General features: G+C 49.2%; 23 protein-coding genes. 3 read left to right on the forward strand and 20 right to left on the reverse strand.

Annotated elements, in window-relative coordinates; translation table 11 throughout:
- Positions 1-202 precede the first annotated feature (202 nt).
- The 14 genes from H065_RS0103695 to H065_RS0103765 form a co-directional block, all read right to left on the reverse strand.
- Complete coding sequence (locus H065_RS0103695; RefSeq protein ID WP_017811671.1) at positions 203-1,885, reverse strand: alpha-keto acid decarboxylase family protein; 1,683 nt, start codon at positions 1,883-1,885, stop codon at positions 203-205.
- A gap of 536 nt (positions 1,886-2,421) precedes the next feature.
- A complete protein-coding gene (locus H065_RS0103705; protein WP_017811672.1) occupies positions 2,422-2,904 on the reverse strand; it encodes a 2-thiouracil desulfurase family protein in 483 nt (160 codons plus the stop codon).
- Between the two features lie 99 nt (positions 2,905-3,003).
- The gene (locus tag H065_RS0103710) at positions 3,004-3,621 is read right to left on the reverse strand and encodes an SLOG family protein (RefSeq protein WP_017811673.1); all 618 of its coding nucleotides are present in this window, start codon (positions 3,619-3,621) and stop codon (positions 3,004-3,006) included.
- A 125-nt stretch (positions 3,622-3,746) separates the two neighbouring features.
- Positions 3,747-3,959 (reverse strand): hypothetical protein, encoded by a 213-nt coding sequence (locus tag H065_RS0103715; protein ID WP_017811674.1) that lies wholly within the window; start codon positions 3,957-3,959, stop codon positions 3,747-3,749.
- A gap of 157 nt (positions 3,960-4,116) precedes the next feature.
- Positions 4,117-4,872 carry a hypothetical protein gene (locus tag H065_RS0103720; RefSeq protein ID WP_017811675.1) on the reverse strand — a complete coding sequence of 252 codons (756 nt, stop codon included), beginning with the start codon at positions 4,870-4,872 and terminating at the stop codon, positions 4,117-4,119.
- Between the two features lie 37 nt (positions 4,873-4,909).
- Positions 4,910-5,695, reverse strand: a complete 786-nt coding sequence (locus H065_RS0103725; protein ID WP_017811676.1) for a glucose 1-dehydrogenase — start codon at positions 5,693-5,695, stop codon at positions 4,910-4,912.
- Positions 5,696-5,931: 236 nt separating this feature from the next.
- Complete coding sequence (locus H065_RS0103730) at positions 5,932-7,158, reverse strand: VWA domain-containing protein (RefSeq protein WP_017811677.1); 1,227 nt, start codon at positions 7,156-7,158, stop codon at positions 5,932-5,934.
- Positions 7,159-7,259: 101 nt separating this feature from the next.
- Positions 7,260-9,575, reverse strand: a complete 2,316-nt coding sequence (locus H065_RS0103735; RefSeq protein ID WP_051058687.1) for a DUF5682 family protein — start codon at positions 9,573-9,575, stop codon at positions 7,260-7,262.
- A gap of 62 nt (positions 9,576-9,637) precedes the next feature.
- Positions 9,638-10,738 (reverse strand): AAA family ATPase, encoded by a 1,101-nt coding sequence (locus H065_RS0103740; protein WP_017811679.1) that lies wholly within the window; start codon positions 10,736-10,738, stop codon positions 9,638-9,640.
- Positions 10,735-12,603, reverse strand: coding sequence for a HEAT repeat domain-containing protein (locus H065_RS0103745; protein WP_017811680.1), 1,869 nt, complete (start codon positions 12,601-12,603; stop codon positions 10,735-10,737). Before H065_RS0103745 ends, H065_RS0103740 begins: the two co-directional genes overlap by 4 nt.
- 19 nt (positions 12,604-12,622) lie before the next feature.
- The gene (locus H065_RS0103750; protein WP_017811681.1) at positions 12,623-14,077 is read right to left on the reverse strand and encodes an SWIM zinc finger family protein; all 1,455 of its coding nucleotides are present in this window, start codon (positions 14,075-14,077) and stop codon (positions 12,623-12,625) included.
- A 124-nt stretch (positions 14,078-14,201) separates the two neighbouring features.
- Positions 14,202-14,987, reverse strand: a complete 786-nt coding sequence (locus tag H065_RS0103755; RefSeq protein WP_017811682.1) for an SMI1/KNR4 family protein — start codon at positions 14,985-14,987, stop codon at positions 14,202-14,204.
- A gap of 215 nt (positions 14,988-15,202) precedes the next feature.
- Complete coding sequence (aroD, locus tag H065_RS0103760) at positions 15,203-15,973, reverse strand: type I 3-dehydroquinate dehydratase (RefSeq protein ID WP_017811683.1); 771 nt, start codon at positions 15,971-15,973, stop codon at positions 15,203-15,205.
- Between the two features lie 270 nt (positions 15,974-16,243).
- Positions 16,244-17,254, reverse strand: a complete 1,011-nt coding sequence (locus H065_RS0103765; RefSeq protein WP_017811684.1) for a potassium channel family protein — start codon at positions 17,252-17,254, stop codon at positions 16,244-16,246.
- Between the two features lie 109 nt (positions 17,255-17,363).
- Here H065_RS0103765 and H065_RS0103770 point away from each other — a divergent pair, with 109 nt between their 5' ends.
- On the forward strand, positions 17,364-17,972 hold the full coding sequence (locus H065_RS0103770; RefSeq protein WP_017811685.1) for a TVP38/TMEM64 family protein: 609 nt from the start codon (positions 17,364-17,366) through the stop codon (positions 17,970-17,972).
- Between the two features lie 96 nt (positions 17,973-18,068).
- Entirely contained in the window at positions 18,069-18,734 is a 666-nt protein-coding gene (locus H065_RS25150) for a TVP38/TMEM64 family protein (RefSeq protein WP_017811686.1), read from the forward strand.
- Positions 18,735-18,946: 212 nt separating this feature from the next.
- Here the strand turns inward: H065_RS25150 and H065_RS0103780 are convergent, their stop codons facing one another.
- Positions 18,947-19,705 (reverse strand): MBL fold metallo-hydrolase, encoded by a 759-nt coding sequence (locus tag H065_RS0103780; RefSeq protein ID WP_017811687.1) that lies wholly within the window; start codon positions 19,703-19,705, stop codon positions 18,947-18,949.
- Positions 19,706-19,843: 138 nt separating this feature from the next.
- Between H065_RS0103780 and H065_RS0103785 the strand changes: the two genes are divergently transcribed.
- Complete coding sequence (locus H065_RS0103785) at positions 19,844-20,251, forward strand: Lrp/AsnC family transcriptional regulator (RefSeq protein WP_017811688.1); 408 nt, start codon at positions 19,844-19,846, stop codon at positions 20,249-20,251.
- A gap of 174 nt (positions 20,252-20,425) precedes the next feature.
- Here H065_RS0103785 and H065_RS0103790 read toward each other — a convergent pair whose 3' ends face one another.
- From H065_RS0103790 to H065_RS0103810, 5 genes are all read right to left on the reverse strand, one after another.
- Entirely contained in the window at positions 20,426-22,039 is a 1,614-nt protein-coding gene (locus H065_RS0103790) for a gamma-glutamyltransferase family protein (protein WP_017811689.1), read from the reverse strand.
- A 23-nt stretch (positions 22,040-22,062) separates the two neighbouring features.
- Entirely contained in the window at positions 22,063-22,944 is an 882-nt protein-coding gene (locus tag H065_RS25155; RefSeq protein WP_017811690.1) for an aminoglycoside phosphotransferase family protein, read from the reverse strand.
- A 274-nt stretch (positions 22,945-23,218) separates the two neighbouring features.
- Positions 23,219-23,767 (reverse strand): type 4a pilus biogenesis protein PilO, encoded by a 549-nt coding sequence (locus tag H065_RS0103800; RefSeq protein WP_017811691.1) that lies wholly within the window; start codon positions 23,765-23,767, stop codon positions 23,219-23,221.
- Positions 23,751-25,313, reverse strand: coding sequence for a pilus assembly protein PilM (pilM, locus tag H065_RS0103805; RefSeq protein WP_017811692.1), 1,563 nt, complete (start codon positions 25,311-25,313; stop codon positions 23,751-23,753). The genes H065_RS0103800 and pilM overlap by 17 nt, the downstream gene beginning before the upstream one ends.
- A 10-nt stretch (positions 25,314-25,323) precedes the next feature.
- Complete coding sequence (locus tag H065_RS0103810) at positions 25,324-26,079, reverse strand: prepilin peptidase (protein ID WP_017811693.1); 756 nt, start codon at positions 26,077-26,079, stop codon at positions 25,324-25,326.
- Positions 26,080-26,205 lie beyond the last annotated feature (126 nt).

Here is a 26,205-nt window from a genome sequence, read left to right on the forward strand (position 1 = left end):
ATATAGCTTACGCATTTTCATAAACGAGTGATTACAATCACACATAATCCAAAATTACTGTGACACCCCTACGCCCAAATCGCCGTATCCAAAAGAAAAGCACCCCTCCGATTGGAGAAGCGCCCTTTCTTAATAATATGATTCGCTGGATATAACTTTATACTATGACGCCAGCTTCTCAGCGGTTGAAAAGATCTGCCGTTTACTGCTGCTTTTCTTGTTCCTGCATAAACTCGCGTATTTTCTTCATATAATCCGGCGCATCCATGGGATCGCCTGCAATCAGCTCGATCAGGCAGAGACGATGCTGCTGTTCCTGTTCGGCTTGACGGATTGCTTCATCCAGCTCTCCATTTGTTGTGACACAGGCAGTATAGGCATCTCTGCCAAAGGTGCTGATCAGTTGGGTGTAATTCCAGCCGGGAATTTCATTATACGTCTGCTTGGCTACTTCTTCTTTGACATTCAGGTATTTCTCGATCGTATATCCTCCATTGTTGAGGACGAAAATAATCGGCTTGCAGCCGTATTCCAGCATGGAGCTTAGCTCCTGCACAGTTAGCTGCATCGATCCTTCTCCTGTAAATAACAGCACCCGGCGATTCGGAGCTGCAATGCTTGCACCAAATGTAGATGGTGTAGCGTACCCGATACTTTGCCAACCGCCCTGTCCGATATACATCGCATTATGCGGCAGGCGCACCTGGGACATGCCATAGAATAGCGTACCTGTCTCGGTGATGACAATATCATCCTCCTGAATCAACTGCTGAAAACGTGGATAATAATAGCTTGTATTCAGCGGCTCCTCCAGCTGACCCTGCTGCTCGGTATAAGGGAATGACGTGTTTGGCACAGATGACATGCTCATCCAGCCCAGCTCAATCAGCTCACTAATCATATCTTCACCGCGGATATTCTGGTAAGCCGCTTCCCCGATCATCACTGACTGCGGCTGAATATTAATGACTTTATTCATATCGAGTTGAGCTGTAAAATTGGCGGTATTCGTATCCGACCAGATCAGTCCGAGAGCAATCACGGTATCGGCATTCTCTATCGTCTCTGTCACTTCCTGATTACCAAAGGCACCGCTGTACATGCCGATATAACGGGCATGACTCTCGTCGAATCCGCTTTTGCCCATCATCGTGGAGGCAGCTGGAATATTGAGTGCTTCGGCAAGCTTACGGGCAGGCTCCTGCCACCGCTGACGTAATACGGTGCTGTCGGATAGCAGTACCGCATTTTCCGAAGCTTCCAGCAGCTGGCGGGCATGATTGATCGCTGCCTGCAAAGAAGATTCGCTGGTCTGAAGCGGTTGCTGCTCGGCAGTATGCTGCAGCACTTGCTGAGTAACCAGATCGATCGCGACCATCAGGTAGACTGGTTTGCCGGTCGTTTTGGCAATGTGGATCGCCTGTGGAATCTCGAACATCGCATTCTCCGGGGTAAGAACCGTCGTATAGGCAGTGATCGGCTCATATACCCGCCGGAACACGTCATAGTCTCCATCAAGCAGCGTGTGGTGCATCAGCTTTTTGCCCTGTTGTGCCTGTGTTTTTGGTGTACCAACGATATGAATGATCGGTACATTCTCACTGTAGGCACCTGCGATTGCATTGCAGGCACTCATTTCACCTACTCCAAAAGTAGTAATCATCGCCGAGATTCCTTTGATCCGTGCATAACCGTCTGCCGCATAACCGGCATTCAGTTCATTGCGTGCCGGAACAAAGCCGATACCTTCGTATTTCTCCAATGTGTCGAGCAGCGTGAAATTATAATCTCCGGGTACGCCAAATATCTCCGTAATCCCCTCCTGCTGCAAGCTGTCCAGCAGATAATTACCCAGTGTTGTGCCCGTTTGTGTCAGTGTACTCATTATGATCTCCTCTCGTCTTCTCAGATTCCTAGTCCGTCATACAGATCGTAGCGACGGCTGCATTCTTTATAGTATTACCCGTTTGCGGAATAATTATTGAAGAAAGGCAGATTGGAGTGAAAGCGCAGATTGATAGTGGAGTAAAGTTGGGAGTCTGAATTATGGGTTGAGGCTCTGGATAATGGTAAATGGACACGGTCGGATGATGGATGAGTCAAGCTATGTAGACAGGAAACTGATCCGGTCAACAATCGAAAAACGATACATTGCCAGAATGCAGGCTTTAAAATATCCCTTTATAAAAACATAAAATATAAAGTGCAAATTAGCACATTAACAAAATAAAAAAGCAGCTCTCGAAGAGCCGCTTTTTACATTGAAACTATACGTCGGGCTTTGGCTTTGGCTTTGGCTTTGGCTTTGGCTTTGGCTTTGGCTTTGGCTTTGGCTTTGGCTTTGGCTTTGGCTTTGGCTTTGGCTTTGAAAGGGTAGCACTCACTATCTGTATTTCAACTTGCTTTTGTACAGAGTCAGCATTAGTCCATGCCGTCCTTCTGTTCTGCTGCCAGCAAAGCGGCACAAGTATGTTCGTCGACCACCTCGATACCGTTGCGCCGGAACAATGCAGCCGTCAATCCGGAACCCACGACTTTATTTCCTGTAAATGTTCCGTCATACACCATCTGACTGCCACAGGAAGGGCTGTTTGCTTTGAGCACAGCGACGGTAATACCCGCCTGCCTCGCTTGTACAAGAGCTTGTTGTGCTCCCTGCTTGAACGCGTCTGTCACATCTTCACCCGATACTGTCATGACACGGGCATGTCCTGCCCATACATCCTCTGCTGTACCGCCGACAATCTCTGCTGGATCTCTTGGCGTACTCATGCCGCCCAGCACTTCCGGACAGAAAGCCACCGCTCGACCGGAAGTTACCATTTCGTCCAGTGGACTGACCCGATTGCTTCTACCATCGTAACGACAGGCGATTCCAGTTAGACAAGCACTAATTCCAATCATTGGTGTTCCCCTCCCTTTAAGACGATTATCAGATGAATACAGACCGTAAGCGGCTCTTTTATCATCTATTTTCTTCATCTAAGAATGCTAAGTATACGATCATATCTCCTCAAACGAATCTGTCACTTTCTCCTCGAAACCCTCTTCAAACTGCTCCTCCATACGCTGCTCCTCCATACGCTGCTCATCCGCAATGGTCTGAATATCTTCCGAGCTGATGCTGATATATCGGTAACCCTCTTCTTGTTGTCTTTTCAGTGCTTCTTCTTTGAAAAAACGCGGACTACCTTCACCGGCATCTTCATCGTAAACGAGCAAAATACCATCTGTTTTACGAAACAGCAGTTCATCTCGCGCCTTGAACTGCCAGATGCCCTGATATGGCTGGTTGCTCACAATACCATGGAAATCAATACCTTTAAGTACCTCATTATAGTATTCTTTCTTGTCATCACTCCACCGCTCTTCCGCATTCGCAAAAGCAGACAGAATCGACACCCGCAGCTGCGGATACTGCTGCTTCAACTCGATCGCCACTTCACATGCCCAGAGATCGACACCGTACTGTCCGGGGGTAATCACCCACTCCAGTCCTTCTTCGATCAGCGGAATCAGCTTGCTGCGAATCGCCTGCTGGATATAAACAATGCCTTCATGCTTTTGTCCGAAAATATTCAGTTCATGCGCACGATAGCCAGTGACCATTAAGTTCTTCATATGCTGTGTTCCTCCGCTTCCGTCATTCTTCCGTACTATCATACCACAGGTGGATATAGACAAAATAAAGAACCAGCTCAGTCATACTGAACTGGTTCTCAGGGAAGTTCTGCTGATGCAGAGAATTAGGTTCCCATTTTTTTACGCTGATTGTTTACCTTTTTGGTCATCTGGCTTTTCATCTTCTGGCCGCCGCTTGCAGTCTGACCACCCGGGCCTTTGCCCTGGTTGTTTTGTTTCTTCTGTGCCAGCAGTTTTTTGGCTGCTTCTGCCTGGCTCAGTTTCTTCGCCTCTACGGATTGCTCTCCGGATGGCTGGGATGGTTGTTCTGTAGTCATTGTACTCACCTCAGCTAGATGATAACACACCGTGCGCAGCAACTCTACAGCTACTTTTGGTTAGTGGCTGTTATGGGAATAAAGCATTCCATCTTCAACCCGGAAAAAGCTGCGATAGCAGGAACGGATTGCTTTTGCGGTTGCTTGTTCAGTGACTTTATAAGGAGGACGGATTCAGCAGATATACCTGCTTGGTATCTGCATCGAAAGCTGCCAATATAGCTCCTTGACCCGAGGGTGACATGAATCGGCTGCGTTCCGCACCGCCAACAATCATCTCCGGTCGCAGATGATAATTATGTTGGGTCTGATGGGAACGTTCGTTAACCAGTGGCTGTCCAAGTTCCTGTGCAGTCAGACGATCCATCAGCAAATGGTCGTTGGTTGGTGCCTGATTACCGGTCAACTCGGAGATTCGGCGTAGTTCACCGGTCCGCTGATAATGGGTCCGCGTATACAGATAGCTGTAAATCCCCTCCGCATAGCGGCGGGAATCAAACGTAGCGATACTATTCAGCGCAACCTGCACATTGGCTCCATAATCGGCAGCACTGATATGCTCATGCAAATAATATTCGCTGTTCCGGTTAAAGTCCTCCAGCAGCCAGCCATACACTTCGGAGACGTTGTGATACTCGCCAAAAGCTGCCGGATCGCCCAGATACCGATAACGTCCTTCATTATAATCAAATCCGTGAATCCCATCCTCTGCATACGGACGAGGCGATATGCAAGATAATCCCTCCGTGCCGAACAGATGGATGGTATACGCCTGCTGATCTTCCAGATGCTCATGGGTAAATGACATCAACGGCAGAAAATAACAAGATAACGCCGGATTATCCAGCACCTGGGCAGGCTCGGGATACAGCTGCACTGCAGGACTGGTACTTGATGGGTTCAGGGAAATCATAATCGTTCCACTCCTTATCCGCTACAGGTGTGTAGACTCAGCCATTACCGCCTTGGAATGAAGGATATTTGGTCATACCGCCGTCAGCAAAGAGAGTAATGCCCGTTACATAACTCGCTTCCGACGAAGCCAGCCATACGGCAACAGCAGCAATCTCTTCCGGTTTGCCGATATAACCCATAGGAATCAGCTTTTCGACTTTCTCTTTTTCTTTGGGATCAGAGAATTTCTCGGCGTTGATCGGTGTGTTGATCGCTCCCGGTCCGATCGAGTTGACCCGGATACCGTTAGGCGCATATTCCATCGCCAGGGTCTGGGTCATCATTTTCACGCCACCCTTACTTGCCGTATAGTGTACAAAATGTGGCCAAGGAATAATCTCGTGTACACTCGACATGTTGATGACGCTGCCTTTGATATTGTGCTTGAGCATATATTTAATCGCTTCGCGGCTGCCAAGGAAGGCACCGGTCAGATTGACGTTAATGACTTTGTTCCAATCATCCAGAGTCAGCTCATGCGACGGTACCTCGTTCTCCATACCGGCATTATTGATCATAATGTCCATACTGCCAAAATGGTCATGTGCTGTCTGGATTACCTTTTCTACATCTTCTTCCTTGGACATGTCGCCCTGCAGATCAATTGCCTGTCCGCCAGCTTCCTTGATCTTCTGGATCGTCTCTTCCACACCATCGTGGTTGCTGTGGTAGTTAATCACCACATTAGCTTTTTCCTGCCCAAAACGCAGGGCGATCGCCTGTCCAATTCCTGTTGCTGCGCCGGTAACAATGACTGTTTTGCCTTCCAGATCCGGATACATGATATTGCCTCCTCTATGTGTAATTGTTCTTTGTGAGCCTTTATTTGGCATATTATCGTCTGTTGCCTTACCTGCTATTCGCGATATATCGGTGTATAACCATGCGGAACAGGTTAGCAGTATACAAAGAATCGTTACACTTAAATGAGGACGAATAAACATCCTGCCGGCATTTAGCTGTCATTCAGCTATTATTATAGTATTGATATAGAGAGCCGCAATTTGCAGGCAATCACTTATTGATCCATCTGTATACCCAGTCGTGTGACCAGTTCATTCAGGTCCTGTCCTTTTAGCGCGCCTTCAACCAGTGCAGGCAGAAGAGCAGGCGTACAGGCAAAGCTCGGCGTGCCGTCCCGTGTCAATTGACGAGCCAGATGCTTGTCGTAAAATGGCTTGCCTTCATCGGACAAAGCCAGCAGGCACAGCGTTTTGACGCCGGATTCGCGCATTTCGCGCATTCTGCGTACCAGCCGTGCCTGACTGCCGCCTTCATACAGATCGGAGATCAGAATAAATAGGGTCTTCTTGGGCTCTTCGATAAATTCTTCGCAGTAGGCGACCGATTTGTCGATATTGGTACCGCCTCCCAGCTGTATGCCAAATAGCATATCAACCGGATCATTGGCGCATTGCTCTGTCAGATCAACAACCGAAGTATCAAAAGCAACTACTCGCGTATCCAGAGCCGGCATACTCGCGAAGATCGAGGCAGTCACAGACGCCCAGATGATAGATTCTGCCATGGAGCCACTCTGGTCAATATCCACGATAACTTTCCATTCATGACTGCGGCGTGCCCGGTCAAAGTAATAAAATTTCTCCGGAATCATCTGTCGGCGTGTGCTGTCATAATGCTTGAGATTGCGCTGGATCGTTCTTTTCCAGTCTATCCCTGATAGCGAGGGCAGCGGTGAATGCTGACGACGGTTCAGCGCACCTGTTACTGCACGCCGGATATCCTGCTCCAGCCGCCGCACCAGATCATCTACTACCGCCTGAATTAGCTGTCTTGCGGTCTCTTTGGTCTTCTCGGGGATCTTGCCCTTCAGCGCCATCAATGTGCCGACCATCGTGATATCCGGCTTGACCTGGGATAACACTTCCGGTTCGAATAACAGCTGTTTCCAGCCTTTGCGTTCCATAGCGTCATTCTGAATAATGGAGACAATATCTTCCGGGAAAAAGCTGCGTACATCTCCCAACCATTTGGACAAACGGGGAGCAGATTGTCCATTACCGGCTCCTCTGCCTCCTGCGCCGCCGCTTTGACCGCTATTACCACTACCACCACCGGTATCATCATAGATAGCAGCGAGTGCTTCATCCATAATTCGTTCCTCTGCCGTCAGCGCTCCATGACCTGCCTGGTCAAAAGATTCCAGTTGCTGCTCCGCTTCCGCACCCAGAATTAACCTCCAGCGCGACAAATTCTTGCCCATCTCCGGGGACTGCTCAGTCATCCATGTCACTCCTTTCTCTTCTTATTTTATTCGCGTATCCTGATTTCACTTCTACTTCTACCTCTACTTCCCAGTCTGTTAATGCCGTTTCTGTTTTCTATTTAAAAATCATCGAAATCAAAATCATTCAGATCATCGATCATTTTGGTTTCTTCTGCCTTCAGTTCTTCGGTAAGCACTTCGGCCACCTGTTCTGCATGAACGCCCCAGATCTCTCCAAGCAGTTCGGCAATCATATTTTTCTCATGCGGAGCAAATGTGCTGAATGCGCGGCGAAGAAATACAAGAGCACGAACAAAGTCATCTTGTTCCAGCGCATCAATATAGTCACTGAGCTGTTCCCAGAGACTGATTCGCGACAGCAGCATGTAACGATTGCGCTGGGATAACCCTTCGAACCAGCCGGCGCCAAGCTCTGCCGGGACTCCCGGTGATAGACGTCGCGAGACTTCGGCAGAGGCCTGTGAGGCCTCAAGTACATTCCGCTCCATCAAGAGGGAACAGGCAAACCCGGATAATTTGGCATTCAGATCATCCCTGCTCATCAGTTGCTGCAGTTCATGCAGCCATAAGGATTCATCCACTGCTTCACCATGATCCAGCGATATGGTGTTCAGTTCATGAATCGCACTCATCATCTCGGCTGCCACTTCATCTTTGCACTGGCTGTTATCCGTCAGGAACAGGCAGGCGCGCATAAACAGCTGCTCCAGCAGCGGTACCAGCGGTTCTGTCTGCACACGGCGAATATCGCCATATTGTATGATGGTCGATAATCCTTTGGCCGCAGAAGCAATCTGGATCACATCCTGATTATCTACTGCGAGACGCTGCAGGGTCTGCCGGGCATTTTCCAGCTGGGTAACCATACCGCATTCACAGGCCGTAACAATCAGACGGGATGCTTCCGCAATCGTCGTACAGGCTTCCAATTTTTGCTGGAGTACATAAGCAGCTGCGACTTCGACCGTCTCTCCCAGCAGTGTCGATTCGACAACCTGAATCTCCGCTTCGGGCGACCACTGCAATACCCACTGCTCGGCCCAGGAAGCCTGCTCCTGCCCACTGCTTTTCAGCTGGGCAAATCGAATTCCAAGCAATTGCAGTCGATGCAGCAAAAAGGACCGATTGAGATCCAGATAAGCCGAAGCTTCGGTACGAACACGTCGATTCTCCCGCAGATCAAGTACAAGATCAGTGGCGACCGTCGTTTTGTATTTGCCAAGCTTCAGCTCCTTGAACAGGCGATTCAGATCATCCTGGATCGGTGTCTGGCTGACTCCTTCGGCCAAATGACCGATTGAGGTACCTACATTGATATGAGCGAGTGATTCGGCTACAACGGCCAGATCACCATGCCCGAGCAACGTCTGGGCAGCATCGCGCAAATCACGCAGCACCGGCGCACTGCCATGATGCAGGGCAGCCAGCGAACGGGCCATCCGTACCGCTTCAATCACTTCGGCTGTTGAGCGGTGGGTTCCGGACTGGCGCAGATGGCGTGCAACCGATGATAAATAAAGATGAGGCAGTTCATCCAGCGCACCACTCTTCATCTGCTGCCACATTAGTTCGTAATAATAAGGAGCCTGGTTCCCGGCTCCATAACCCGACATCGAGGACAAACGGTAATACGAATAAGGCATCAATGTCAGACGGGTAGGCCGCTGCGGCAATGTCTTCATTTCCTCATCCGTCATTATATGAACCGATGTACGCAGAGCGGCTGCATGATAAGCTCCGCAAATAACCAGAATACGATCGGGCTGATGCCCCTGCTGTATGGCATCCTGTATTTTGCGGCACATGTAAGCTTCACGAACAGCATTGTAAGCATACTCTACCGTTGCGTGGATCTTCTCCTGCTCTTCGGTCAGCTCCCGCATCTGTTCGGAAAAGGCCAGAATCGTTTCGCGGTAAGCATCCGGATTCAGATTATGCTCATAGCTGCGTTCCCAGTACATCTCATAGTCATCTTCGCCTGCCAGCTTGGCAATTTGATCATACAGGGAACCATGCTGGTTATCAGAGAAAAGTTCCTCCCTTTCTTCCAGTGACAGCGGCTCTGTCTGTTCATCCGGCTCTTCGGCAGTCGGAACATCCCCTAGAGCAGGGCGCTGCTTTCTCGCCAGATCCCGCTGTTCCTGCAGCGCAATCATGACCGAAGAAGGCAGATCGATAAAAGAAGCCTCTGCTCTATGCTCGGCTGCCCACTTCATAGCCTGATATTCCGGTGAGTATTCTGCCAATGGCCAAAGGGCAGTTCGGACCGGTAGTTCTGCCGTAAAGGAAAGTATGGCTACCGGTGGACGTGTTTTGCGATGAACCAGATGCCGGATTTCGGGTGTAGCATCTGCGGGACCTTCAATCAATACAGCTGTCGGCTGGATACGATCCAGCTCACTCAGCAGATGCATTGCACCGCCGGGGGACAGGTGGCGGACGCCAAAAATATGCACTCCGTTACCGTTACCGGTACTCACTGGTTGATCTCCTTGCAGGCATGATACAGTCCATGCCAGTCTGCACCGCGTTTCTTCATTACATTATCCAGATATTCCTTCCAGACGATCCGGTCTTTGTCATCGTCCTTGACGATAGCCCCCTGAAGTCCGGCTGCCAGATCTTCATCCGTCAGTTCACCGCTGCCAAAGCTGGCAGCAAGAGCCATACTATTGGTCAACAGGGAAATCGCTTCTGCTGTCGAGATGACGCCAGCCGGTGATTTCAGCTTGTTCTTCTTATCCAGTGTCATGCCACTGCGCAGCTCCCGGAAAATCGTTACGACTTTGTACAGTGCTTCCTCTGCCGGAACGGCTGCCTGCAGATCATATGCCGATGCAATCTCGCCGACACGTTTTCTGACAATTTCAATCTCGGTCTCGATACTGTCCGGTGCGGGCAGTACGATAATATTAAAACGACGCTTGAGCGCAGCCGACATTTCGTTTACCCCGCGATCTCTTGTATTGGCGGTCGCGATAATCGAGAATCCTTTGCGGGCATTCATTTCTTTGCCCAGCTCGGGGACAGAGATGGTCTTCTCCGACAAAATCGAGATAAGGGCATCCTGCACTTCGGAAGCACAGCGTGAAATTTCTTCAAATCGAGCGATTCCGCCCGCTTCCATCGCCCGCATAATCGGGCTCTGTACCAGTGCTTCTGGTGTTGGACCATTCGCCAGCAGCATCGCATAGTTCCAGGAGTAACGCACATGCTCCTCGGTTGTGCCTGCTGTTCCCTGAACCACCAGACCGGAATGTCCGTAAATGGCAGCTGTCAAATTCTCCGACAGCCAGGACTTGGCAGTACCCGGTTCACCGATCAGCAGCAGGGCACGGTCCGTTACCAGTGTAGCAATTGCCATCTCTACCAGTCTGCGATTACCAATATATTTGGGTGTGATATCCACCTTGCCGGCTTTGCCACCAGTAATAAATGTCAGTACAGCCTGCGGTGACATCTGCCATCCAGCCGGAACTTTTCCGGTGTCTGTCTGACGAAGCGCCTCCAGTTCATGGGCATACAGCTGTTCAGCAGATTGTCTCAGTACTTCATGCAGCGATTCCTGGTTACTCATGCTCTCATCCCTTTCAGTGTGTGAATAACATACTCCAGCTGTGTCGCGGCTTCGTAGCGGAACCTGGAGCCTGATTTGCTATCTTCATGAACCAGCAATGCTTCCAGGCGTTCGATATCTTCTACCGGAAGCTCCAGCAGAGAACGTACAATATAAGGGTCCAGCGTATACATGCTGGTATTGCGCTTATCATCCAGCGTATACCACAGCAGCTCACGCTTGTCTTCTCGGGAAATGCCGCTCCGATCCAGCCCCTGCAAAATAATCGGTGCCCAGCGATTGCGGAATTCCGGATTCTTTTTTAATTTGTCGATCAAGTATACTTGTATATCCGGCATACCCGGACGTACCAGTGCTGCTGCCAGCTCCGAATCATCTATTTTCACAGCCCAGTCCAGCCAGCGTGCATCCCATTGCTGTTCTACTTCTTCCATAGGGATGAGCCGGAGTGTATAAGCCATACGTTCTTCCTCGGACCCATACGCCGTGCCAAGCGCCGGCTCGACCTCGTCCCGAATCAGCAGACTGTATATGGATTGTCTCAGCTTGGGCAGTCTTGCTCTGCGTTTCTTGGAAACTACACCTGCCTGAAGTAATCCTTCCTTGCCTACATAATGCTCATAGAGTTCGGCAGGCGACAGCAGGCGATGTGCCATCCGAAACACATAAGGCAGATAGGCCTCCCGGTAGTCTTCCAACTGGAACATCAGCGGCAGCATCTCACGCTCTCCATACTGTTCAACATAAGAGACTACCTGATTCATCAGCAGATACCATCTATCCTGGGCAAATTGGCTGTAATGATTCAGAATCAGATAATACAATTTGTTGAGCAAAGCATGATCCAGTGATGAGAATAACGATACATACGCTTCAATCCGTACCTGCAGCTTGTTCAGCTGCTTCTCCTCTTTTTCTGCCAGTATCTGCTCCACATCTTTCCAGTAATCCAGCAGCAGCTTTTCAGTTAATTCCTCAGCCATGCCTTCTCTAAGCCCATTGGTGACCAGTTCGATATCCTTGCTGTGAAATGCATGATAAAGGCAATCCATAGCATCTTGGGAACGACTGCCGGCAAGGGCAGCATAAGCCGCTTCACGAATATTTTTCTTTTTGTCACGAGTCCAGAGGATCAGTGATGGCGTGTATGCCTCATGACCTTTGAGCATCGCTATTGCTGTCGTTCGCACTTCCTCCGAACCGGATTCTGCTGCATCGGCATACAACTGCATATAATCAGCGCCGCCCGTACGATAAATGACTTTGAGCTTGCGTGCTTCCAATCGTCCACCCGATGGGTCAAAGTGATCCAGCATATACGGAATAATCGATGAACCATAAGCCGGCAGAATCTGCTCGGTAGCCATTTCGGCAATCTCGACATAGGCATCGTTCAATGCTCCAAGTGCAAGTGGCAGAGTACGCAGATCCTGGAAAATGCCTGCGGCAAATGCTTCTTTTACAACTTCATAACGGCCGCCTCCTGTTGTAGTGAGCGCCTGCTGCAGTGGAGCGATTTTGCGATATGTATAGGTCGTGGTTAGCGAAGCTGGGCGGGATGCTACGGGATGCAACTCACCTGCTGCTGTTGTGCTGCCCTGGGTACGCAGTACGGAAGATAGCAGCAGGGCCAGACGCTGCAGCTTGACTGCCGAAGCAGATTCTTCTCCGGTCGCACCCTGTGGACTGATCAGTTCCCGGATTCCCTCGGCAATCTTTTGAAATACTGCCGCCCGTTCTCCGAGCTGCTCTACACGGGGCAGCAACTTCTGCAGACGGAAATCCCCTGCGGACAGCTCACTGCCTGCAATATATAAACGACGCACTTCCTGATAGACTTCCTGTAATAATGCTGTACTCATCATTTTCTCCCTCCTGTCCTTCTCAGTATAAAAGTCTGACAATCGTATCATTCGTCACAATCGATAGCGGCTGCAGTACCAGCTCACCCGTATCCATGCGATGTTCAAAAATGCCAAGTACAGCTACATCACGCAGCTGATCCGCAGGCAGGAAAGAAAGCAGCTGGACCGTATCCGGGTACACACCTCCGACGGTACTCAGTACCATATGCTGTCCACTGCCATCCGTGATCGCATATCCTCCACTGGATATGCCGCAAATCTCTGCAGCATGAATCACTATAGCCGGATGCTCATCGGCGAGTGGGTTTTTGAGCTGGTTTTTGACCTGTTTGACAATATCGGCGTACGAACGCTGAGCCTGTTCACGTACCTTCTGGATATCTTCCGGCTTAATCGCTCTGGTCGTCATTCCATCCCAGCGTACACGTGGATTAAGATCGCCCGGATATCGATACAATGCAGGTACAGCAGCTATTTCCATAAAGCTATCCTCTTCCCGCAGATGCTTGGCTGCACGGTAAGGACGATACTGCAGGGTACGGTAAATATGGGAGGTACCCATCTCCATCCAGTATCCCAGATCAATATATTCCTGACGGCCGGGATCGTCATAGCTGATAAAGGATAGCTGGATCAGTTCGGCCTGTTCGGTCATTTTGCCGTATTCCTGAAGTTCACTCAGCTGCCAGGCATGTCCAAGCCATTCTTCTATTGTGGATTCCGCATCCAGTGCCAATTCCGGATCATCCAGCTTGGCTTGCAGATGACGACGGCCTTTTTGAATAAGTGCATGCAGGCGGGTCATCTGGGCGATGATATATGTATAATGCTGTTCACGATTGTTCTTCTCCGCTAGCAACAGAGCCAACCGGCGCAGCTCGTTCTGGGCTCCAGTCAAATAATAGTTGCCCATCTGTTTGACCTGTTCATTGATCATTTTGACGGTTTTGGCATCGATCGTACCGAGACCATCACGAATCAGGGTCAACAGCAGTTTTTCGAGAGCATCCAGTCCATCCAGCTGGGCCTGTACTTTTTTCTTTAATGCATTTTTGCTGGTTGCTTTCTTTTTGGCGGCTTTGACAGGGTCCTGTTCCTGGGCAGCCGTCTGGGTCTGCTTCTCTTCCCGTTTCTCTATCTTTTCACGTTTGGATGCAATGTCCTCCGGGACTTCGGCGACAGTAAATGATTCACCTGCTGCATAGGCATACATAATCGCCAGTGCATGCTTGCAGGGAAACTGGCGGCTTGGACAGCTGCATCGCGTAACCGGTTTGTCAGGCTGAATAAAGTCGGCCGAGCAGACATAATTGCTTTTGCCACTGCCTGCGCATTCGCCAAATAGCAATGTATCATCTGCTGTACGATTAAGCTGCACCAGCTTTCTTTTTTGAATAAGTCCTCTGGCATTTTTGATTGCGGCTGCATTCGGTGCCAGTCCGTCTATGTAGGCCTCCGTAAGTTCCAATCCCATTTAAAAAAACCTCCCTGATCTATCGTGTAACATACGCATTCCTAAATATGAGCGTGTTACACGAATCTTCATTTTTATTTTAGAACAAGTGTTCGTATTTTTGAAGGGGTATTTTGTCCTATTGTTATTGTATATCGTGTTCACGCATAAATTGCAGCAGACGAACCAGGAAACTTCCATTTCCTTCCTGAGATTCTTCCTTTTCATAAAAGACAGCCACTTCTCTGCCATAGGCGTAATTAAACCGAACATATCCATTGAACTGGCGGAAAAAGTGCAGTCCGCTATACGCATTATCAATGATCAAATCCGGTTTCATAACCGCTGTACATTCACGGGCGATATCTGCCAGATTATTTACTGTACTCCCAGATTCAGCATCTTCTGTGCCAACGGACGGACCATTGGATATAGCTTTTTGTGTATCCAGCATCAGGAACAGATGCTGCTGTCGATTATTCCATGGTTCAAAATAGCGCTCTGTCTCCGCAAGATCCCGCGGACCATAGGCAGCCTCTATCCACTGCTCCATGCATTCTACCCACGACTGGTCTCCACAGCTGCGCCGCTCGATGATCTCTGAATGCCGGGGCAGCCAGATCAGGGATTCCACTCCCGGATACACGGCTACAAAATCGCCATCGATCGTCGTGGCGATCACAATACATTCAGCCAATTGCTCTCGTGTAATCGGACTCTGCTCATCATGCTCCCACAGCTCGTATTCCGCAAACTCCCGCAGACGCTCACGATCGGGATATTCCACGTTCAATAAGCCGCAATAGGTTCCCTGCCCATACTGCTCCAGAAACTGTATATAAGATGGCGGCAAAATGATGTTCCATTCCTGTTCCAGCAGATGTAGCTTCTGTCTAGTTACCGTCTGCAAATGATTGGATACCAAGTACATATGTAATCCCTCCTGATTCGGATATCTGTTCCTATCTAATCATGTCAGCCTGTATCAATGCAAAAATGGCATACATATTCGCATATGTATGCCATGAGTTGCAGCTGATTCTACGCTGCGATGTATCCTGTTGTTTGCCTACTATCCATATAGCTGCTGCTCGCCTCACAAGCCATGCTACTGTTATACATTCGTATCATAAAAGGAAACTTTCCCTACAAATTGGCATGGAACAGCTTGAGAGTCTGGCGCAGATCCTGTACAGGCACCTGTCCCGGTGCGGACTCATTGCGCAGGGAACCGAATGTCAGCGCCGAGCCGAATAATTCGCCGGCTATCCGGCTAACCATGCCTTTACCGGACATGGAGATTGTGATGATAGGATGATCGGTCTGTTCATGCATGGTGCAGGTAGCGTCCAGCAGAGTCAGCACATCGCTGGTTTTCTGCGGCATCATGGATATTTTGGGAATATCTCCGCCAAGCTCCAGCGCCTTATGCATACGGGACAGCAGTTCTTCCTTGGGCGGTGTCTGCTGGAAATCATGATTGGAGATAATCACATGCATATCATGCTGATGAGCCATATCAATGATCGAACGAATACGATCTTCATTCATAAACAATTCGATATCCACCAGATCTGCCTGACCCGCAAGAATTACTTCCTCGTTCAAACGGAAATAGGCGTCCTCTTCAATATCACGCTCTCCACCTTCCCGGCTTGTACGGAATGTGAAGATCAGCGGACGGGATGGCAGAATCGCCCGGATGCTGTTGAGCGCTTCTTTGACTTTGCCGGTGTCTTCTACCTCTTCATAGAAGTCGACGCGCCATTCGACTACATCTACATCCGCTGCCTGCATCGCCAGCGCTTCCTGACGAATTTCCTCTATCGTTGTGCCAATAAGGGATACGCAGATCTTCGGTATGCCTTCTCCGATGCTTACATGCTTGGCAATTACGGGTTTGATTGTCTGAGCCATTTTCAACTACTCCTTTGTCTAGTCTATACCAGTTGAATGAAGTATATACGGAAATTGAAGTCAGCACAATTGCATTACCTTGGCGAACCGAATATGCGCCACTGCCCGAATAACCGCCTGTGCTCCATTCGTTCTGCTATTGATCCTATACCCCTTTATACCACTCCTGAAAGGGCAAAATAACTGCAGATTCGTCCGTCTCCATATTCTTATTCAATCACGCAAACTACTATTCATCTGTGCCTGCTTTTCAGCATCTGGCCCATAGGTTCAACCGGCAATTTTGCGATAGGTTTCGTCATCACACAGTATGAACAATCGGGCTTCCGCGGGGATCGTCTCGGATAGCTTGCGATTAATCGTCATATCATTGCGGTCACTGATCAGCGTTGCTCCCAGAGACAGCAGCTGCTGAAAAGCATCTCCGTATGTTTTCCATTCCGGCCGCGGGACAATCGGGAACAGATCTTCACCATAACGGCGGTTGAGCAGCTGGTTGATAATATCGTTATTGCCTTCATTCAGCGCGGATCGTACCGCCAGTCGGGAGATAGCATCATGGGACAATACAAATTCATTAATATGAATATGGTGAAAATTCTTGATATGGTTTTCCAGCATAATTTCTACTGTAGTATGTACCTGGGGAGACAGCCGTTCAATACTGGATGCTACCAGCAGCGACTTGCCATCGACCAGTGAAGCATCATCAATCCGGGAATCCGCAAAAATAATAGCCGACTGCGCATGCTGGATATTCGCCTGGTTCAGCGTCTCGTCCCGCGTCGGATCTCCATGAACATAATGGACTTGTGAATGGTCATGCGGATGCTTTTCCAGTTCATCGATAATGATGATATCCAGCTCCGGATTGCTGGAAAATAGCTCGTCAATCGCATACTGTGCTTTTTTGCTCCAGTTGATAATGATCACATGATTCTTGCCGGTATACGCCAATTTGCCCGCTTCCTTTCTGCGATTGTATTCTCCAAGAGAGTCGATAATTTTGCCAATAATCAGACTGAGCAGGCCAATACCAAAGATATACAGGAAAATAGTGAAAATCTTGCCCGCGATCGACTCCATGAAATAATCCCCATATCCTACCGTCGCCATCGTCGTCAGCACCCAGTAGAGCGCATTGAACCAATGGGTAAACGTATCTGGCTCCAGGGCATAAGCGATCGTCGAACTGAGCAGTACAAACAGGATCGTTGTCGCGGCCAGTACGGATTTGCGCATCCGCAGCAGCTTACGGGATATCCTGATGATGATATGCATAGCTTCTCCTCCTCTACTTTCATAAAATATCACGATAGACCATTCTGCGGCTACACATATTGTTATAATAAATAGAAATGATCCTACGAATTGAAAGGATATACATACCATGGATATATCGGAACTACTATCTGCTATTAACGAGGAGAATCTGAGACGCTGGATGAACGATTATCGGTCACTCGGTCCGCTGATCAGTATTCTGATTCCTTTTCTCAAATCCTTTATTCCGCCGATGCCTACTATTGTCGTACTCGGGGTTAATGCCGCTGTATATGGGCTATGGCTGGGATTCCTGTACTCCTATATCGGTATTATCGGAGGCTCGCTCACGGCTTTTCTGCTGATTCGCAAGCTGTCGCAGCACCGTTATCTGGCCCGGATCGTACAGCGTCCACGAGTCGAACGGACAAGGCGCTGGGTCAGGAATAATGGGTTCAATTATGTATTTCTGCTGAGTCTGTTCCCGGTTGGCCCATTTACACTGCTCAATCTTGCTGCCGGTCTCAGCGGAATCCGTTTCCGCTCGTTCCTGATCGCTATTTTATTCGGACGGGGTGTAATGGTATTTGCAGTGTCTTTTATTGGAGCAGACTTTGCACTGTACTGGGAACAGCCCTGGTATCTGGTGTGGGTAGTATTGTTTATCGTTATCTGTCTGGTCATCAGCCGCCGGATCGAAGCTTATTTCAGCCGCAAAGACCAGGATAATATGTAAAAAGATTCTCTTTCACACCATGTCACCGGGGGTGCAGATGGGTAATAACCTATTAACAATGTTACCCAGCGAACGATGGAGAGAGGATTTGACTGCATGGAAATAACAACACAGCTGCTTTCCGCGCTGAATGAGCAGGGAATTACACAGCTTATGGAGCAGTACCAGTCGTTCGGGCCTCTAGGCAGCATGCTGCTGGCTTTTCTGATTTCCTTTATTCCTCCACTCCCTACAATTGTAGTAATCGGGCTCAATGGAGCTTCCAATGGATTATGGGCAGGATTTGTATTTTCCTGGATCGGCATCATGGCTGGTATTCTGACGGTATTCGGTCTGGTACGTCAGCTGTCCCATTATGAATATGTTCAGCGATTTGCCCACCGCAAAAGTGTCAGTAAAAGTCTCGAATGGATCGAGAAGAACGGATTTATTTACCTTTTCATGCTCAGTCTGCTGCCGTTTGGTCCGTTTACGATGATGCATATTGCTGCAGGGCTAAGTGGCATTCGCTTTCGCTCTTTCCTCGCAGCGACTGCGCTCGGACGGGGAATTATGATTTTCACCGTATCGTATATCGGCTCCGATCTGAACAGCTATCTCGAGAATCCATGGCAGCTGGTACCGGTAGTTGCGTTTATCGCCATCGGCTTCCTGATCGCACGGAAAATGGATAGCTGGTTTGGACGCCACAATGCGAAGACGATAGTTATCGGCGAATTGGAATTAGAGCAGGAACCTCAGGGCTGCAAGACCGGATTGTAAGCAAGATGATCGCGATAACCAATCATCGTTAACGAAATTATAATCCGAATTTATAAAAAAAGAGACCTGTAGAGGGTCTCTTTTTTATTGCTTGTTTGGGTATTTGTATCTTCATTTCATCCTTATTAACAGCAGATTTCACGTACATTCATCTGGTCATCTGTTTTTGAAAAGGCTGCTACATCTTTATCGTCAGCATCGTTTGATCATTATCAAAAAGTATATGCTTCGCCATCTTCCGGTACCAGCAGCCGATCGGACATGCCTTTTTCCGTAGCATAACTTTTCAATTCCGCTCTCGACAATGCCCAGTGGTTCACGGCTTCCATATGCACCGAGAGGATAGGTGCCTGCGGTGCAGCCTGATACACTTCATATATATCTTCTTTACCCATGACGAGCGAACCGCCCTCCAGGAACTGATTATCTCCGCCATTAACGACGATAACCTGCGGCTGGTGGGTATCGATAACTTCCTGCACTGCGCTGTACCAGACGGTGTCACCGACGATATACAGATTCTTCTCCTCGGGATGCTTGAGTACGATGCCGCATACCTGACCGGTTCTTTGGAGGATCTCGCCGCGGCCATGCTCGCCTTTGGTTTTGATCAGCTGAATTCCTTCGAAAAGTGTATTTTCCTGCAGTACTTCTACATTGACGAATCCATCCTGCTTCACCTGCACGGCGTCTTCTTCGTTTTGTACGAACATTTTGATGTCTTTGGGCAGCAGTTGTTTGGCAGCGTCATCGTAATGATCCAGATGGAGATGCGTCACGATTACTGCGTCCACGTCGATAATGTCCTTTACCGGAACAGGCAGACCGACCAGCGGATTCATCTGGTCATCGCGCAGTGAAGGGGAAAATGGTGGATAAACACCTTGTTCGGCCAGAAACGGATCGACCAGAAATTTTTTGCCTGCATATTGGATCACCAGTGTGGCATTGCGGATAAGTTGTATATTCATGATTAATACTCCTTTGTATGGAAATGAGATTTGTATTTGGCTGTATCTCTATTTTATACTGGGAGCAATTATGGTTTACATGGATAAGATCAAGTCTTTGAAGCATTTGACTTGATTTCTGAAAGGATTGGGATAGATATGGATCAAGTTGACAAACAGATTATCGAGGAGCTGTCCCGTAATAGCCGGATCACGATGAAGCAATTGGGTGAAAAGGTACACCTCACCGGACAAGCAGCTTCTTCCCGGGTAGCCCGGCTGGAAGATCAGGGTATTATCGAAGGTTATACGATCAGGGTTAATCAGGAAAAGGTAGGCTATACGGTACATGCTTTTATCAGTATTTTCACGCAGAACACGTATCATCAGCCTTATCTTTCCTTTTTGAAAACGCAGGAACCATTTGTGATTCACAACTATAAAATCAGCGGAGACAGCTGTTATTTGCTGGAATGCCAGTTTCCGTCCAATGCAGTGCTGGACGAGTTTCTAGTGGGCCTTAATCGGCATGTCAATTACAAGCTGTCGATTGTGATCAACAAATGATTGGTTGCTGGAGTAGTGGTATTTGAGATAGTGACTGCCAGTAATGAATATGTCTCCAAAAAAGCAAGGGTAGATCTCAGGCATGGATTGCTGGCGTCTATCCTTACTTTTTATTCTTGTTGATATTTATATAGTGCTGCTGATATTTTTAGGGCTGGATAAAAAGATTTAGAATCACCAGGAAGCAATAGCACCATCTGTACGCATTTCTGTGCCACCGATCAGGACGCCGGTCTGTTCATCGCGAAGAATGATCTGACCGCGTCCAAAGCTGCCGGCACTGTTGGCGCGGCGGATCTGGTGTCCCATACGCATCAGACTCTGGGCGAGATGATCTGGGAAGCCGTGTTCCACTTCTATGACTTTGCCTTCCAGCCATTGCCATCTTGGTGCATCCAGAGCTGCCTGCGGGTTCAGGCCAAAGTCGATCATATTCATCACAACCTGAACATGTCCCTGGGGCTGCATAAATCCACCCATCACGCCAAATGGGCCGATCGGCTTGCCGTCCTTGGTCAGAAAGCCGGGAATAATCGTATGGTATGTTTTTTTGCCCGGTTCCAGACGATTGTCATGAGCAGGATCAAGTGCAAACGAATGACCGCGGTTTTGCATGGCGATACCTGTACCCGGAATCACAATTCCTGAGCCAAAGCCCATATAATTGCTCTGAATATAAGACACCATATTCCCTTCGCTATCAGCTGTCGCAAGGTAGACTGTCCCTCCTGCCTGCGGCTGGCCCGGCTTCGGCTCAAGGGCTTCATCTCCAATCAGTACACGCCGCGCGGCAGCATACGTATCCGATAGCAGATGCTCGGCTCGCGTTGTCATTTTGTCTTCCTGTGTAATGTATTGAAGTCCATCACTGAATGCCAGCTTCATCGCTTCGAACTGCTTGTGATGGGTATCGACTGTATCACGACCGGTGAATTCGTAGCCTTTGAGAATATTCAGTGCCATCAGGGCAATCAGTCCCTGACCGGCTGGCGGGATCTCCCATACCTCATAGCCCCGGTAGTTAACCGAGATCGGATCGATCCATTCGGGAGCAAAAGCTGCCAAATCTTCTTTGCGCAGAAATCCGCCGTATTGCCGCGAATGCACATCGATCTGCTCAGCCAGTTCTCCACGGTAAAAGGATTCCGCACCGGTCTCTGCAATACTGCGGAGTGTGGCCGCATGCCCAGGGGAACGCCACATTTCTCCGATTCGCGGTGCACGTCCATCCGGTGCGAAGGTATCAAACCAGCTGCGATATTGTTCACCGGTCAGGGTATCCGAGAACCGCTTGTAGGCGAGCTGCCAGTAATAGCCGAGTGTTGGGGAAACAGGGAATCCCTGCTCGGCATAATCAATAGCAGGCTGCAGCACTTCACTCAGCGGCAGCTTGCCAAAGCGGTCCGAGAGCGCTTTCCATGCTGCCGGAACACCTGGAACTGTGACGGGTGTCCAGCCATAGGTAGGCATCCGCTCATGTCCGGCAGCTTTTACCGCATCTATAGAAATGGATGCAGGCGCCGGACCATTGGCATTCAGACCATGCAGCTGGTCTTTGGCCCATACGATGGCAAAAGCATCTCCACCGATTCCATTGGAAGTCGGTTCTACGACCGTAAGACAGGCAGCAGTAGCTATTGCGGCGTCGATAGCATTGCCACCTTTGCGCAGAATATCGAGCCCCGCCTGTGCTGCCAGCGGCTGGGAAGTAGCAACCATTCCGTTACGTGCATAGACCGAATGACGCTGGGATGGGTACGGGTGGGACAAAGGATCATAGGATATCATCGAATACCTCCAATTGATTGGGATTATACATCTATGAGAAATTCATTTTGTTGTAGCCATGGATTGGCTGCTATCAGAGTAGATGCTTTTTTTAATACGCCAGGATGTCTGGGAGCATTATTCATACGATATTGCAGTGCCCAGCGAAGGATGCAAAAGGCGGTGAATGATTCCAGTTCTTCCTCGGCTGACGGGTTGATATTCAGATAGGCTTTGCGGAAAACAGCCGCATATCTGCCAGAGACATAGAGCTCCAGAATAAGCAGCGACCAGGCCAGATCGATTCGTGCATCGCCCAGCTGTACATTGGTCCAGTCAATGATTGTATAGTGCTGATCCAGCATTACGATATTATTGAGATGGTAATCGGCATGGATAATCCGATCCTGACGCATTAGAGAGTCTATCGGTATTCTGGACAAACATTCACTAATATCCGAATGCTGATCAAGTTGTTGAAAAAAGTACTGTACTGGATCATACAGAGGCAAGCCGACCTGATGCAGCCGAGCAGGTTCAAGTTTATGTAAATCGGCGAGTGCTGCTGCCAATCGTGCTGTATCACGGGTACTGAGTTTGTTAACCGGCATCCCATTATAGCTGGTGATCAGGATATCATGTCCTTCTGGATCGGTTCCATAAGCCACAGGCACCGGTACAGGAATGCCAGTATGCTGCTGGTGCAGCTGTTCGAGTAGATCATACTGCAGTTCCACATTAGGACGAGAAGATTGATTCCAATGCTTAAATACATACTGTCCTGTCGATGTGCCCAATAACACGACCTGCGCTTCAAATCCCGGATGCAGCGGGCTGGTTCGAAGTATGCCCTGTTCCTGCTCCAGCAATAGCTGATCCATTGTCTCGCTATACCGTTTCCATTCAATCTGCCCAAAATAAAGCATAGCTTCACCTCCGTTCAGCGATTACGAGCCAAGCAACGTAATTTTCTTCATCCATAACGGTTCTGCATATCCCATAGAATACCCTTTTTAATTCCCATGATGATTACCAGATCTGCCCATTATACTCAAACCCAAACTATCCCACTTTTGCCCTGATTCAGCTGGGAGCAGCAGAATTAGCAGGGCAAAAGGTAAATAGTGATCAATATGTAGGTTGATCCGGTAAAAAACAAAAACCGCTGTCAGACACTCCTGTCTGCAGCGGTTTTTTATTTTATTGAACCGTATAATAAGCGGTAAATGTTACTTTGGCCGTTAGAATCGGCTGATAAGGCTGTTCAAAGCTGAAAGAGTCAATCGTGACGAGACGCGGCATCTTTTGCAGCTGATTCATCCATTCATGAATCTGTGCATAACCGCCTTCGATCTCGGCATTCATCTGAACTTGTCCGGCCTGAATTCCAACAGGAACACCGACACTATTACCGGCATCTCCCGGCAGGATTTGCTGGAACTCGATATTGGCCAGACGTGTACGACTTTTGTTGCTCACCTGTTCCAATGCAGTTAGCAGCTGTTCACTCGCATCCTGATCCGGCACAGCTGTCGTAACGGCAGCATTGTCAGTCTGGTGGCTTTGCAGCTCGGCGATCCGTGTCTGTAGCAGCTGTCCTTCCTGCTGCAGTTCCGTAATATTCTGTGTATACGTGTCGGTCTGTTCACCAAGTGGACGGACAACCAGCATATAGACAGCGAGCAGGATAATGAACAGCAAGGCAAGACCCAATATAATCGAAGAGCGATATTTATTCAGTTGTTCCATTGCTATCCTCCTTCTGCTCGGCTGCAGCACTGGCAGCTGCCGCTGCACTTCCTTTGAGCGTAATGGTATACGAAGCCGAATACGATTGCAGACTGCCGGCCGATTTGACTCCGGCGGTTAACGCGGTATTACGAACCAGCTTGTCTACTGTAACCCGATCGGTAAATGGCATCTCCTGCAGCTTCACCAGATAAGCAGACGCTCCTGCCATCGTAGGTGTCACGAGCGTCAGCTGAATGGTATCACTACGGGTATAGTTGATTTTTGCGATCGCAGAAGGATTCGGCTTGGCAAGAGACAGTTGATCCAGCACACTGACTGCATCGAGCCGATAATTCATTACCGCGTCCATAACAGCTTGAGGGCCTACGGCTCCTCCGCCTCCGTTCAACTTGTTCAGTTGCAGCTGAGCCAGCGTATTGTTGTCACTTAGCTGCTGAATCTGCACTTCCTGCTCGGCGATGGTTCCTTTATAACTGACCCAGCCAAAGATCGAAAGTGCCATTAATAGCACCCATACCGCAGTCATGCCAATCACCAGCCAGGAGAATTTCTCGGTCTGCTGGGCTTCCCGGCGCGGCAGTAGATTGATCGATTTGCGATCCTCACTGGTCAATGCGGCGCCGACAGCCATACGGTAATCATTCAGCTCAGAGTCAACCGTATCCTCTTGCTGGAAATCCACTTCCCGAATCTCCAGGTCTCCCATGGACTGCTGCAGTTCCGCAACCAGCAGTGCTCTCTCCTGGTGTGAACCGGTAACAACAATCTCTTCAATCCGTACGGATCCATCATGAAGGCTATACTGATAAAAGTTCAGCATTCTCGAAATCTCCGGCGTTATATCTGCAACTTCCTGGGCAGACAGCTGTACACTGCTTCCCTCGCCACCATAGATTTCACTGTTCATTGCAAAATTAATCGTTCTCATAAATACCGGATAACCACCGCGGAACATATAAATGTCCAGCAGTCCGGCATTCAGTTGCAGCAGCATCGCATTGCCAAATTCGGCACCCTGCGCCTGTACAACCGCTTTCGCCAGCGATGTCGCTGAGAACTCGACGGCAGCGATGCGAATACCGGCTTCCTGAAGCGGTGCCATATAATCTTTGACCAACTGGCTCGGTGCTGCGAACACCAGCAGCTGCGTCTGCTCCTCATCTGCCGAGGTGATCATATAATCATAGACCGGATTCTCAAAAGGCAAATGCATGCCTGTCTCCACTTCCAGTTCAACCAGCTGAGCCAGTTGCTTTATGCTGGTATTGGGCACACTCATAGTACGAATCAGAATGCGTGAAGGCGGGATCGACAGAGTCACCGATTTGCCTTTGAGATTCTCACGGACCGCCCATTCCTGGAGAAGCCGCTGAAGCGCTTCTGCATCTTCAATCTGATTCTCCACGATCACGCCGGATGGCAGTGCAAGAAAACGCTTCTGATCCAATTCCCATGATTTTTTCTTTTTTAATGAGACATAGCGGACCCCGGTTTGCTCAATCGAGAGACCTGCATGTGATGAATGACGCTGAAGCTTCTTCAATTGTATCCTCCTATCCGATGAGCGAGAGATACCCGCTTATAATATGTGAACCATAGCCATAGGCAATCAATGTACCTGCTGCCAGAAAGGGACCAAATGGAATCGGCTGACCACGTCCGTTGCGCCCCGCTACCCGCAGGATCATGCCGTACAGCAGACCCAACAAACAGGCGGCGAATAGTGCCAGCAGTACATTGGGGAACCCGATCACCCAGCCGAACAAAGCAAATAATTTAACGTCTCCCATCCCCATACCGCCTCTGCTGAGGATAACGATCAGCAGCAGAATACTACCCCCAGCCAGCGCTCCACCCAGATGACTCCAGAGTGAACCTGCAGGCGTCAGGATAATCAGCACGACCAGAATCGGCAGAAAGAACAGCAGTACTTTGTTGGGAATCTTCATATAATGTATATCGGCTACCGTGATGATTACCGACAGACTGACCAGCACCAATCCGATCGGCAGCTGACCCGTGATGCCAGTCTGCAGATAGACCCAGACAAACAGCAACCCGGTTGCCGCTTCACCGAGCGGATACAGCGCAGATACCGATACTCCGCAGTGACGACAGCGTCCGCGGCTGAACAAGTAGCTGAGAACAGGGATCATATCCATGGCTCCCAGCCGGGTACCACAGCGTGAACAGCGGGATGGTGGGTGCACAACAGATTCGCCTGCCGGAACCCGCAGGGCAACTACATTATAAAAAGAGCCGAGTGCCAGTCCGAGGATCAGCAGGTATATTCCAATGATTGCAGTCATGGTGGGTGGGTTCACTTTCTGATGGATTTGGTGTTGGATGTAAATAGGAACCGGAGTCGTTGTCCGGTTCCCTGGTTTAGTTGTGCATTATAGGTGGTCTGCTACGAAAAGAGATTCTGCTATTCC

Source organism: Paenibacillus shenyangensis (genome assembly GCF_000346635.1).
GTDB lineage: Bacteria > Bacillota > Bacilli > Paenibacillales > Paenibacillaceae > Saccharibacillus > Saccharibacillus dauci.